We start from the raw sequence: 12,412 nt of genomic DNA, 5'->3' as shown, positions 1-12,412 counted from the left end.
ATGCGCGGTCCACGACCGCTGCCATGATCGGCAAATGCCCGCTGTGCCACGGGACGGCCATTCAACCCGTGGCGAGAAGCGCGCTTACCTTCGGATGAAAGCGCCTATCTCTTTGGGTATAATGTCAGTCCTCGCGGTCCTGGCCGAGCAGGATAAGTTCGGTCCGGCCGCGCAGCCCGAGCTTTTCGAAAACCTTGTGCAGATGGACCTTAACCGTCCCTTCGGTCAGGCCCAGTTCGTCGGCGATTTCCTTGTTGCGCAGGCCCCGCTGGGCGAGCGAGGCCACGGCCCGCTCGCGCCCGCTCAGCACCGCGAAGGGATCGCGCGGCGCGTCCGGCGACATCGCCAGTTGCATGGCCCGCTGCATGACTTCCTGGTCGAGCCAGCGCCGCCCCTGCGCCACGGTTTCCAGGCATGTCAGAAGGTCACGGGGCGCGGTCGATTTGATGACGATGCCGTCCACGCCCAGTTGCATGGCCTCCTTCGTCGCCTGGTCGTTGATGCCGCCGGTCAGCAGGACGACCGGGCGATTGTCGCCGCGATGACGCAGCGTCCGCAACACGTCGAGGCCGGTGCGCTCGGGCATGCTGTTGTCGAGGATCAGCATGTCCGGCCGCGCCTTGGGCAGTGCGTCGAGCGCCGCCGTGCCGGTGTTCACAGTGGCGACCACTTCGAAGTTGGTCTTGTCCAGCAGCATACCGATGCCGCTTAATGTCAGCGGATCATCCTCTGCCACCAATATGCGCGTCATTGCGACCTCTTTATCGTGTTTTTTCAGTTCAATGCATTATCATCCCGTTCCTTAGACGCACAATATGGTCTTGCAAGAGGCGAGCGGCCAGTCGCAACAGGCCGCTGTTGGCTGAACGAAGGCCAGTCCGCCGCGAGACTAAAATTCCCGCAGGATCTCGCGCAGGGTCGTGCCCTCATATTCGGTGCGGACGGCACCCGCCTTCTGGAGTGCGGGAATGACGCCATCGAGCAGGGCTGGAAGCTGGTGGTTGTAGCCCGATCCTTCGATCAGGATGCCGTCGCCGCCCACTTCGTCCATCACCGCCATCAGCTGGTCCGCGACCTGCTGCGCCGTGCCCCTGAAGCGCGCATTGCTGCCGCCTTTCCCCGTAGAGAAGAGGTCGCGCAGGGACTTGCCCTCCTCCCGCCCGGCCTTCTTCATATGTTCAAGCGCGCTGGTATGGCCGCCAGCGACAATGTCCTGCGGCACGGGCGCGTCGAGATCATATTGCGAGAAGTCGATGTCGAGCGACGACGACGCCATGACGATATTATGCTCGAACGCGGCCTGCTTGTCCGCCTCCGTCATTTCGCGGACTTCGCCATTTTCGGGGAGGATGTTGAGCGGCGTCAGGAAGAAGACCTTGATGTCGTCGGGGTTGCGGCCCTGCTTTTCGGCGCGGTTCCGGATGTCATCGCGATAGGCCTTCATGCCCTTGACGCCGCCCGTCATCATGCCAAGCACGACCTCGGCATTTTTGGACGAAAAATCCCGCCCGCGATCGGACGCGCCCGCCTGCGCCAGGACAGGATAGCCCTGCGGCGATCGCAGCGTGTTCAGCGGGCCGCGTGAGCGGAAATGCTTGCCCTCGAAGTTGACGGTGTGGACCTTTGTATGATCCACATAGACACCGGTTTCACTGTTCGCGACCAGCGCGCCTTCTTCCCAGCTGTCCCACAGCTTCTTGCACAGTTCGACGAACTCATCGGCGATGTCGTAGCGTTCGCTCGGCGGAAGCAGCTTTTCCAGGCCGAAGTTCAGGGCGGCATTCTTCTCGCTCGACGTCACCATGTTCCAGCCTGCCCGCCCCTTCGTCAGGCTATCAATGGTGGAGAGCAGCCGAGCGAGCAGATAGGGCGGGTAGAAAGTCGTGGAGGCGGTCGCGATCAGGCCGATGTGCGACGTATCCTGCGCCATCAGGGGCAGGAGCGGCAACGGGTCGAGCTTGGGCGCCAGGGTGGCGTTCTTGAGATCCAGCTCCATGGATCCGCCATAGCGGTCGCCCACGATCGTCGTGTCCTCGAAGAAAATGAAGTCGAACTTCGCGGCCTCCAGCATCCGGGCCAGCTCTTTATGGTAAGACCCGTCCGCCCATTGCGAACCGAACTCCGTGCCGTCGCCGGGCCAGGAGGTGGCGCCGAACTTGGTGAAATAGCCGAGGTGGAATTTCTTGTGGGCCATCTCCGGAAAACCTCTCTTGCGATTATCTCAATCCGACTTTCTCCCTCCAATCTTCTGAAGGGCGGGTCCGCCAAGGCCGTATGACTAGCGCTTTACCGCTCCTCAAAATTCTCAATCGTTGGCGTTGTTCAACATTTATCAAGCGCGCGCCGAGCGGTCGACCGGCAGCCTGAAATGTTCCGGATGGCTGGAAGAATTCAGGTCGGGTTGACGGGCGACAGGACGGCTTCCGGTATGTCGCTCACTGATCCACCGTTGCGCGCAAGATATCTGCTGATGCCGAAGAATATGGCGGCCGCTGCGCCGCTGGCTATCACCACTGCGATGAAGACGGGTTCATAATTGCCCGCATAGTCGCGCAGCCAACCAGCGGCGGGAGACATGAGGAAGGTGAAGGGAAGCGTCATGACGCCCAGCAGGCCGAGCACTTTCGGCAGCGCCTCGGCCCCATAGATCTGCACCACCAGCGCGTTGAGCGGCGGGAACACCGATGCACCGCACAGACCTATGAGGAACGAAGAAACAACCAGGGCAGGCATCCATCCGGTAATCGCCAGCAGGACCCAGGCGATGGCGAAGCCTACTCCGGCCAGACCCAGCGTATTGGCAGCACCGATGCGGTCGCAGGCATAGCCGGAAAACAGGGAACCCATGATGCTGGACGCGCCGGAAACGGCGAGCAGCACGGCTCCTGCCTCCATCGACGCCTTATATTCCGTGACGATTGGCAAAATGTGCGCGCCCCCGGTAATAGCGGTGCCGTTCAGGATGCCGTCTGCCACCGCGATCATCCAGAACATCGCGCCGCCAAGGATGACGATATGGCGAGAACCCAAGCCCGGGCTTTCGGCAGGCCCTTGATCGTCCAGCGCCTCCATCGACGGATCGACCACGCCCAGCATCAAGGGCAGCAACAGCAGGTGCAGGGCGGCGAGCGAGAGAAAGAAGACCTTCAGCCCATAAGTCTGGACGATGCTGACGCCCACCACCGGAATGACTGTCGTAAACAGGGGCAGATAGGTGATGCCCATCACCTTGCCACGCGCTTCGGGATACCAGCCGCCCGCCAGTACAGCTGGCGGAAGGGCGGCAAACAAGGCCGCGCCCGGTCCGATCAGAAGACCACAGGCCGCGAGGGCGAACAGCATGCTCGGCGCATAGGCAAGGGAGATATATCCGATGAGGGAGAGCAGCACTCCTGCCGGCATGATCCGGCGCAGACCCCAGCGGGCGATGGCACCGGCGATCAGCGGGCCGAACGCAGTCATGGAAAGAACGGCAAGGGAGAGCGCCATCGCCGCCATGCCCAAAGATGCGCCATACCGATCCTGCAGCGCGAGAACGGTTATGGCCAACCCGCCAAAGGCGCAGCCGGTGCCGGTATTCTGCGCAAGCATGGCGCGAACCAGCATGCCGCGTCTCAGTCGCGCCGTTCCCGTATCAAATGCATCCGCACGCACATGTTCCATCATGCAGTAACCGCCTTATCCGACCGGCGGGCATCCCGCGGCCGTTCCAACATTTTCCGGAAGACGGCACTCGCTTCACTCAACTCGCGCACTGCTTTCCCGAAGCCCGCGGAATTGTTGGTCCACGTCAACCTTTAGTCAAGCCCCTCTTTTTCACTCTCGGCCAGGACATGACCTTTGCAGCACGGGATTGACAATCGTTGAACTTTGTCCACACTTTGCCGGCGCGGAATTTATGCCTTCGGGGCGTGCTCGCTAAAATGCACCCTTTCGTGGCGTGGTGATCCGCAGCGCCGCCATCTGGTGCGCCAGTTAGAGGAAGCCTTCGGGCTGTGAGGAAATAGCCATGAACAATAACGCATTTCTGCGGCCCGTCGCAGAACCGCAGTTAGTAGAAGCCGCCTTCAGCGAAGATCAGCGCCAAAGGCTTTTCAACGTCATGCGCGACAAAGGACCGTGGAAGACGATCCTGTCGCAGGAGTTTTCTTCCCCCGAAGAAGTGATCGCCACGACGTCCGGAAGCCTTCCCGAAGGCTTTGTGCCCACATGGGACATGTTCCTGAGCCCGGTGTTCCGGGCGACCCTGGGACGCGGCCATGCCAGCCTCTACCCGGAAATCGAGGATTGCTTCCTCAATTCCAGGTTCCTTGAACTGGTGCGTGGCTATTGGAACGCCAAATATGCGACGCCGAACCTGATGCTCTGCAACATTCAGGGTCCTTCTAGTTCGGGCGGCACGCCTCACGTCGATGGCGCCGACTTTCGCGGCATCACCATCCAGAATTCTCCGTCCTGGCTCGTCGGGCTGATGACCAAGTCGGGCCTGTTCCGCGAGTGGCAGATCAAGAAGGCGCAGGTTCTAACCTGGTATTATAAGGGGCAGATCGGCGGGGGCTTCACTTACTGGCCCGATGGTCCTCAGGGCCAGCCCAAGCAGCTTTATGCGCCGATGTGGGGGCGCGCCGCCGTCGTCGAGAACGAGGTCATGTATCACGGCGCCAACTCCTGCGGCCCGGAAGACCTGCGCAGGCCCGAGGGTCTGGCGATCGACTCCGTCATCGCGGCCGATCCGTCATCCAGCGACTGGCAGATCAAGACCGATGGCAAAGTCATCCAGCAGTTGCCCGCCGACGAAGTCCGGTTCCTGGTCCATTGGGGAGCGGATATTTTCATGGACCTAGATGAAATGTCGCTGGTGCTCGATCATAGCGATGACTTGTCGCATGAGCGGGTGTTCGGCATCTTCCTGTCGGAACTGCGCGCTCGCGGCGTTCCGTTCAAGATGCCGACGGATCCGCTGCATGACGGGGAGTTCATCCAGTTGCTGACCGCCCATTTCGATCCCGGCCTGCCCACGATCATGCCGCCGGAATATGGCCTGGCGGCTGAATAGGAATCAAGGGCAGCGAAGAACCAGCAACAAGGCCCGCAACTCACGCTGCAGGCCTTTTCATTGGCCTAGCTCAAAGTCAACATGACACCCGCTCCGCCTGAAGCCTATGCCCTCCCAGGCATCAGCCTTCCGACCTGCCGATGTCGGCCAGGAACTCCACCATGCGGGCGCTGACTTCGGCCGCGCGCTCCATCTGGAGCATATGTCCAGCTTTGGGCAGGATCTCGACGCGGCGCAGGTCGGCATATTGGCTTGGCAACTTCGCCAATGGATCGTCACCATGGAAAGCTTCCATGTCCGTGTCATTCTCGCTTGTCAGGAAATAGAAGGGCACGGGGTTGGGCATGTTCTCGAACTGGCGGCGATAGGCCCAGCGCAGGTCCATGGCCCGATACCAGTTCAGCCCGCCCAGAAATCCGGATCGGGCATAGTCGCTCACGAAGAACTCAAGCTCCAACTCGCTCAGCCACGGCCATGGCAATGGCGGTGGTTCGGGCAGGGCATCGAGATAGGATGTGCCGGGCGGGTGCTTCCAAACGTCGACATAATGATAATCGCCGGAGAGCGCGTAAAAGACCCGCTTCAGAAACGCGCGCGGTTCTGCATCAAGCGCGGCTTTGGCAACGCCCGGCTGCCGCGTGAAATAGTCGATATGATAGAAATGCTTTTTCGCCACGTCGCGGGCGGCGGTCAGCGGCGAGCGGTCCCGGTCATGAGGCCAGGCCGGATTGCCCAGCCCGATGATGGCGCGCATGCGTTGGGGCCAGTGATAGGCCATGTCGTAAATGGCGAAGAGCCCGAAATCGAGGCCAGCAAACACGGCCCGTTCCTCGCCTAGATGGTCGAGCAAGCCGACGAGATCGCCCATCGTATGCTGAACGTCATAGGCTTCCACTTCGATCGGGGCGCTTGTCTGCCCCATGCCGCGCAGATCGAAGGCGACGACGCGATATCCTGCGGCGGCGATGGCTGCGATCTGGTGCCGCCAGCTGAACCAGCTGTGCGGAAATCCGTGCGCCAGCACCACCAGCGGCCCCTGACCCTGCTCGACATAATGCATGGTGAGGCCATTGATATCGGCCCAATGATGCCGCCACTCAGCCATTGGCCTCTCCTCCCTAGGGCAGCAGTTTCTTGCCCGGACGCCGGTAACTACACGCTCGCGCTCGCATGCGCAAAGCGGGACTAGCTCACTTGCTGTACATTTTGCGTTGCGGGAAGTCGGAATTCAGGGCGTTCTATCCCTATATGACGCCTAAGATCTTTGGATAATTTGCTGGCCATGCCCCATCACGCCGTCTTCCACGCCTTCGCGCCCCCGATCCGATCGCAAAGCCCGCTTCGGCAGGCGATCACGGCCGCCTATCGCCGCGATGAAGCGGCATGCGTGGCGCCGCTGCTGGAGACCGCAACTTTGGATGGGCCGGACCGGGAAGCGATCAGACAAATCGCCCGCCAGCTGGTGACGACGCTCCGCGCCAACCGCAGCGGCAGCGGCGTGGAAGCGCTGATCCAGGAATATTCGCTGTCCCGCGAAGAGGGCGTCGCGCTGATGTGCCTTGCCGAGGCATTGCTGCGTATCCCTGACGACGCGACCCGGGACGCGCTGATCCGCGACAAGCTGGCTGGCGGCGACTGGAGCGCCCATGTGGGCGGCGGCAAGTCGTTGTTCGTCAATGCGGCCACATGGGGGCTGGTCGTCACGGGCAAGCTGGTCGGCAGCGTCGATGACCGTGGGCTTGGCGCCGCGCTGACGCGTCTGGTGGCGCGCGCCGGGGAGCCGGTGATCCGCCGCGGCGTCGATCTCGCCATGCGGATGATGGGCGAACAGTTCGTCACCGGAGAGACGATCTCCCAAGCCTTGAAGCGGGCGCGCAACCTGGAAGCGAAAGGCTTTCGCTACAGCTATGACATGCTGGGCGAGGCAGCGGCGACCGCTGCGGATGCCGACCGCTATCATGCCGACTATGAACGCGCCATCCACGCGATCGGAAAGGCGGCCGGTGGGCGCGGCATCTATGAAGGGCCCGGCATTTCGATCAAGCTGTCCGCGCTTCATCCGCGCTATGTCCGTGCGCAGGCGGAACGGGTCATGGGCGAACTGCTGCCCCGGGTAAGGCAGCTGGCCCTGCTCGCCAAAAGCTATGACATCGGCCTTAATATCGATGCCGAGGAAATGGACCGGCTCGAACTTTCGCTCGACCTTCTCGAAAGCCTGGCGACCGATCGCGACCTTGCCGGATGGGACGGCCTGGGCTTCGTCATCCAGGCCTATGGCAAGCGTTGTCCGTTCGTGATCGAATGGATCATCGACCTTGCCCGGCGTTCCGGACGCCGCATCATGGTCCGTCTGGTAAAGGGCGCCTATTGGGACGCGGAGATCAAGCGGGCACAGGTGGACGGCCTTGCCGACTTCCCGGTCTATACCCGCAAGGTGCATACCGACGTCGCCTATATCGCCTGCGCGCAAAAGCTGCTTGCGGCACCTGACGCAGTTTTCCCGCAGTTCGCGACGCATAACGCCCAGACGCTCGCGACCATCTACCGCATCGCCGGGCCGGATTTCAGGAGCGGCCAATATGAGTTCCAGTGCCTGCATGGCATGGGCGAGCCGCTGTACGAGCAGGTGGTGGGCAAGGACAAGCTTGACCGGCCGTGCCGCATTTATGCGCCCGTGGGCACGCATGACACGCTGCTTGCCTATCTTGTCCGCCGCCTGCTTGAAAATGGCGCCAATTCCTCCTTCGTCCACCGCATCGGCGATCCGGCGGTTCGGCTGGAAGATCTGACCGCTGATCCAGTCGAACTGGTCCGCGCCATGCCCCATCCACGAGTCAGGCATGACCAGATAGCGTTGCCTGCCCATATCTATCCCGATCGCCGCAATTCGGCGGGTTTCGATTTGAGCGACGAAACAACGCTCGCCGCCCTGTCGCTGGCCCTTCGTGAAAGCGCAGAGATCGGCTGGACGGCGGCCCCGACTTTCGGGTCAGGCGAAGAGCGAGCGATCGTCAATCCCGCCGATCATCGGGACAGGGTCGGCACGGTGATGGAAGTGGCGGCGGAAGATGCCGCCGCCCTTGTCGCCCACGCTGCCTCCTCAAACTGGGGTAGCAAGCCCGTGGACGAGCGCGCAGCGATATTGGAGCGCGCAGCCGACGCGATGCAGGCGCGCATGCCGATCCTGCTCGGCCTGCTGATCCGGGAGGCTGGAAAATCGCTTCCAAACGCCATCGCGGAAGTGCGCGAGGCGGTCGATTTCCTGCGCTATTATGCAATGCAGGCACGCACCAGCTTCGGCGCCGAGCAGCAGCCCTTGGGGCCCATCATCTGCATCAGTCCATGGAATTTCCCCCTGGCGATCTTCACCGGGCAGGTCGCCGCCGCTCTGGTCGCGGGCAATCCGGTGCTCGCCAAACCGGCGGGCCAGACGCCTTTGATAGCGGCTGAGGCCGTGCGCCTGCTGCACGAGGCGGGCGTGCCGGCCCATGCCCTTCAGCTGACCCCTGGCGATGGGCTGTTGGGCAGCGCCCTTGTGGCAGCGCCGGACACGGCAGGCGTCATGTTCACCGGCTCGACCGCTGTCGCGCGGATGATACAGGGCGAGCTTGCAAAGCGGCTTTCCCCTGCGGGACGCCCTATCCCGCTGGTTGCCGAAACGGGCGGCCAGAATGCGATGATCGTCGATTCATCCGCCCTTGCAGAACAGGTGGTGGCGGATGTGCTGGTGTCGGCCTTCGACAGTGCTGGCCAGCGCTGCTCCGCGCTTCGTGTGCTGTGCCTGCAGGAAGAGGTGGCGGATCGAATCCTGCTGATGCTGAAGGGCGCACTGCGTGAAATGCGTGTCGGCCGGCCCGACGCGCTGAAGGTCGACATCGGTCCGGTGATCACAGAGCAGGCCAAGGCCGGGATCGAAAAACACATCGCCAGGATGCGCGAGCGCGGCGCGCATATCGATCAACTCGCCCTTCCTGTCGAGGCGGCGCATGGCAGCTTCGTCGCGCCGACGATCATCGAAATCGGCGATATCGCAGAGCTTGAACAGGAAGTTTTCGGCCCCGTCCTGCATGTCGTGCGGTTCCGGCGCGAGCGGCTGGATGCGCTGATCGATGCGATCGATGCGACTGGCTATGGCCTGACCTTCGGCCTGCACACCCGACTGGATGAGACCATCGATCATGTCACGGCGCGCGTTCAGGCGGGCAATCTCTATGTGAACCGCAACATGATCGGCGCGATCGTGGGCGTCCAGCCGTTCGGCGGGCGGGGGTTGTCGGGAACAGGCCCAAAGGCGGGCGGGCCGCTCTACCTTCGCAGGCTGGTGGTCCGGCCGCCCGTCCTGCGTCACCGGGAACGGGGTGCCGCTTCGCCGATCCATGATTTCGCCGAATGGCTGGAAGCAAAGGGTGAATGGGCCAGCGCGGCGAAAGCCCGCGACTATGCCGCTGCCTCTGCGCTGGGAACCAAGCTTGCGCTGCCCGGGCCGGTGGGGGAAAGCAACCTCTACAGCCTTCACCCCCGTGGCCGGATAGGGATGAAGCCCCAGACGCCGCATGGCTTGTTCGAACAGATGGCGGCGGTGCTGGCGACCGGTAACCGGGGCGTGGTCGAAGAGCCGCTGCCTGACGACCTGCCGCCCCATATCGCCGCCGCCTTTTCCGCTTGGGCGGACGGCCCCTGTTCCGTCGTGCTGGTAGAAGGCGACGGAATGACGGTCGCCCGGGCGGTGGCCGAAGCCGCGGCCATGCCCGGGCCGATCATCCCGGTCCATGCCGCCGACCAGGACCAGCCCCTCGCCTATCATTGCGACTGGTTGCTCGAAGAGGTGTCGATATCGATCAACACCACTGCCGCTGGCGGAAACGCCAGTCTGATGATGATCGGCTGATGTGTGCGCGGGATTGGCCGTTGCCTTCAGCCTCTTATCCATAATCGCATTTGTGCATCATGTAAGTTCGTGACAATCCTCGCAAAGATATGCGTACGCGCAAAATGCCAGAACCGGCGCCGCGCATGTTGGCGGCATTACGAAGAAGCTCTCTTCTGGGGCGATTGCGCGTTGGTGCCGATCCTGAATGGCTGATATCGGCGGGCAGGCTGGTCACGGTGCTGTTCGCCGCCTTGGCCATCTACCTGGACCCGACACGCCCGGCCGGTTTCCTTGCCGAAGCGCATTTGCTGCTGGCAAGCTATATCGCCTTTTCGCTCTGGCTGGCCCTGACGCCGCCGCGCTGGCCGCTGGAAAGCAAGCTGCATCTGATCATTCACGGCATAGACCTGCTGGCGCTTGGCGCGCTCGTCTATCTGACGGATGAGCTTAGCAGTCCATTTTTCCCTTTTCTGCCGTTCATCCTGCTGGCGACGACGCTCCGCTGGGACATGCTGGGCGCCGTGCTGGGCGCGGTCGTCATGCAGCTGTTGCTGGTAGCACTGGGATGGCAGGATTTGCAGGATGGGGAGTCCGAACTCAACCTGTTGATCATGCGGTCGGCCTATTTCCTCGTGGCGGCGGCCATGCTCGGCTATTTCGGCGCATGCCGCGCGCGGAGCAGCCACCGCTTCGCTCAACTGGCCAGCTGGTATCCGGCCCCCGCCCCGACGGACCGGCGGCTGTTGTTGAGCGACATGCTGCGTCATGCGTCGGAGCTTCTCGGCGTCAGCCAGGTGCTGCTGCTCTGGCAAAATCAGAAAGGCTCCGGCGGAACCGTCGCATTGTGGGGCGCGGGGGGCCTCAGGATTGCGGAAATCGATGATCCCTCCTTCTGGCGCGCCAGAAGCCCGAAGCGGGAATGGAAAGAGCTTTTCCGGCGCAGCGATGCAGCAGAGCTGGACGCGATCGCCGCCGCCGCCGGGTGGGAAAAACTATCTGCCGACCCGGCCGGAGTGCGATCAGCTCCCGTAGGGAGCGCCGGGAGCGCGGACAGGCTGTTCGTCATCGGCTCCGCCAATCATCACGAAGAAACGCAGCATCTGACGCAGATCACCGCGCTTCGCATCGGGCATGAGCTGGAACGATGGGAGTTGATCCATGCGATTGCCGACAATGCACGCGGGCAGGAACGCATCCGGCTGGCGCGCGACCTGCACGACAGCGTTCTGCAGGAACTGACCGCCGCCTCGCTGAAACTGAAGGCCGCCGGCATGAGCCTGCCCGAAGGCGCGCGCGGGGCGCTGGACAGCGTCGCGAGCGTCATGGCCGAACAACAGCGCCGCATCCGCCTGTTCGTCGAGGGCAGCCGCGACACAGAAGCGCCGCCCGTGCGCCTTCTTTCCCTGTCGCTCGCCCAGAGCGCCGATGAACTGGCCGACCAATGGGGATGCGATATCGCCCTGTCGATCGACCCGCCCGACATGGAGGCGTCAGGCGATCTTCACCGTGAACTCAGGCAATTGCTGAGCGAGGCGACAGCCAATGCGGTGCGACATGGCGGCGCGACCCGCTTGTCCGTTGAACTGAACCAGCAGGATGACGCCCTGCGCCTCACCATCTCCGACAATGGCTGCGGCATGGTGCCGGCATCCGGCCGCAAGCCCGGCTGGCCGCGATCCTTGCGGGCGCGCATTCGGGACCTGGGCGGCCGCATGGACATAATGCGCTACGCGCCCGGGCTGGCGATGCGGATCGAGGTGCCTTTGCAATGAAGCATTCGGTTTTCCTGCTGGATGATCATCCGGTGGTGCTGCGCGGCCTGGCCGAACTGGTTGCGATGGAGCCCGACTTCCGCGTCGTCGGCAGCATGACCGACGGCACGGCGGCTTTCCAGGCGATCGACCGATTGAAACCCGACATCGTGGTGCTGGACATCAACATGCCCGACATCAGCGGGCTGGCGCTGTTGCGGCGCATAAGGATGGCAAACCTGCCCGTCCGGCCCGTCTTCCTGACCGCCTTGATTACGCCCCAACAGCTATCCGAAGCGATCGAAAACGGCATTTGGGGCGTCGTGCTGAAGGAAGCAGCCCCCAACACGCTGATCGACTGCCTGCGGAGCGTCGCGCGTGGGTGCCAATGGCTGCCACAGGAAATGGCGCGTCAAGCCAACCGCGTCTGGCGCGATGACGGTCCGTCGCTCGGTCTGGCCGCGCTTACCCCGCGCGAGATGGAGATCGCCGCGCAGGCATGCCGGGGCCTTTCCAACCGCGACATCGCGCGACAACTGGGCGCTGGCGAAGGCACGGTAAAGATCCATCTCCACAATATTTTCCAGAAGCTGCGCATCACCAACCGCACCGCTTTGGCCGCCATCTATTTCGAGGGTGTAACGGTCGCAAATGGTGAGCCTCCGAAGGGCTAGGCCACGGCCCCTTGGGAGTATATAAATCCATGGATTCCCGCGCCTCTCCAGCGTCCATAAA

The 12,412-nt window shown here is 62.8% G+C and carries 8 protein-coding genes; 4 read left to right on the top strand and 4 right to left on the bottom strand.

Annotated features, from left to right (window positions below; translation table 11 throughout):
- Positions 1-124 precede the first annotated feature (124 nt).
- From NCHOL11_RS14020 to NCHOL11_RS14010, 3 genes are all read right to left on the bottom strand, one after another.
- Positions 125-751, bottom strand: a complete 627-nt coding sequence (locus NCHOL11_RS14020) for a response regulator transcription factor (protein ID WP_097093173.1) — start codon at positions 749-751, stop codon at positions 125-127.
- Positions 752-889: 138 nt separating this feature from the next.
- On the bottom strand, positions 890-2,194 hold the full coding sequence (locus tag NCHOL11_RS14015) for an NtaA/DmoA family FMN-dependent monooxygenase (protein ID WP_097093172.1): 1,305 nt from the start codon (positions 2,192-2,194) through the stop codon (positions 890-892).
- A 197-nt stretch (positions 2,195-2,391) separates the two neighbouring features.
- Complete coding sequence (locus tag NCHOL11_RS14010) at positions 2,392-3,666, bottom strand: MFS transporter (protein WP_097093171.1); 1,275 nt, start codon at positions 3,664-3,666, stop codon at positions 2,392-2,394.
- A 343-nt stretch (positions 3,667-4,009) separates the two neighbouring features.
- Here NCHOL11_RS14010 and NCHOL11_RS14005 point away from each other — a divergent pair, with 343 nt between their 5' ends.
- Positions 4,010-5,056, top strand: a complete 1,047-nt coding sequence (locus NCHOL11_RS14005) for a hypothetical protein (RefSeq protein WP_097093170.1) — start codon at positions 4,010-4,012, stop codon at positions 5,054-5,056.
- A gap of 121 nt (positions 5,057-5,177) precedes the next feature.
- Here NCHOL11_RS14005 and NCHOL11_RS14000 read toward each other — a convergent pair whose 3' ends face one another.
- The gene (locus NCHOL11_RS14000) at positions 5,178-6,161 is read right to left on the bottom strand and encodes an alpha/beta hydrolase (protein WP_097093169.1); all 984 of its coding nucleotides are present in this window, start codon (positions 6,159-6,161) and stop codon (positions 5,178-5,180) included.
- A 177-nt stretch (positions 6,162-6,338) separates the two neighbouring features.
- On the opposite strand from NCHOL11_RS14000, the gene putA reads away from it, so the two are divergent.
- The 3 genes from putA to NCHOL11_RS13985 all read left to right on the top strand — a co-directional run bounded on the left by putA (position 6,339) and on the right by NCHOL11_RS13985 (position 12,351).
- Positions 6,339-9,944 (top strand): trifunctional transcriptional regulator/proline dehydrogenase/L-glutamate gamma-semialdehyde dehydrogenase, encoded by a 3,606-nt coding sequence (putA, locus tag NCHOL11_RS13995; RefSeq protein ID WP_097093168.1) that lies wholly within the window; start codon positions 6,339-6,341, stop codon positions 9,942-9,944.
- Positions 9,945-10,033: 89 nt separating this feature from the next.
- Entirely contained in the window at positions 10,034-11,698 is a 1,665-nt protein-coding gene (locus NCHOL11_RS13990) for a sensor histidine kinase (protein ID WP_097093167.1), read from the top strand.
- Positions 11,695-12,351, top strand: coding sequence for a response regulator (locus tag NCHOL11_RS13985; protein WP_097093166.1), 657 nt, complete (start codon positions 11,695-11,697; stop codon positions 12,349-12,351). The genes NCHOL11_RS13990 and NCHOL11_RS13985 overlap by 4 nt, the downstream gene beginning before the upstream one ends.
- Positions 12,352-12,412 lie beyond the last annotated feature (61 nt).

Source organism: Novosphingobium sp. Chol11 (genome assembly GCF_900218065.1).
Taxonomy (GTDB): domain Bacteria; phylum Pseudomonadota; class Alphaproteobacteria; order Sphingomonadales; family Sphingomonadaceae; genus Sphingobium; species Sphingobium agri.
Note: the sequence above shows the minus strand (reverse complement) of the source record. Positions and strands in the feature narration are given on the sequence as shown.

Excerpts from the sequence above, each read along its gene's own strand:
- NCHOL11_RS14020 (WP_097093173.1), bottom strand. The coding sequence starts at position 751 with ATGACGCGCATATTGGTGGCAGAGGATGATCCGCTGACATTAAGCGGC.
- NCHOL11_RS14015 (WP_097093172.1), bottom strand. The coding sequence starts at position 2,194 with ATGGCCCACAAGAAATTCCACCTCGGCTATTTCACCAAGTTCGGCGCC.
- NCHOL11_RS14010 (WP_097093171.1), bottom strand. The coding sequence starts at position 3,666 with ATGATGGAACATGTGCGTGCGGATGCATTTGATACGGGAACGGCGCGA.
- NCHOL11_RS14005 (WP_097093170.1), top strand. The coding sequence starts at position 4,010 with ATGAACAATAACGCATTTCTGCGGCCCGTCGCAGAACCGCAGTTAGTA.
- NCHOL11_RS14000 (WP_097093169.1), bottom strand. The coding sequence starts at position 6,161 with ATGGCTGAGTGGCGGCATCATTGGGCCGATATCAATGGCCTCACCATG.
- putA (WP_097093168.1), top strand. The coding sequence starts at position 6,339 with ATGCCCCATCACGCCGTCTTCCACGCCTTCGCGCCCCCGATCCGATCG.
- NCHOL11_RS13990 (WP_097093167.1), top strand. The coding sequence starts at position 10,034 with ATGCGTACGCGCAAAATGCCAGAACCGGCGCCGCGCATGTTGGCGGCA.
- NCHOL11_RS13985 (WP_097093166.1), top strand. The coding sequence starts at position 11,695 with ATGAAGCATTCGGTTTTCCTGCTGGATGATCATCCGGTGGTGCTGCGC.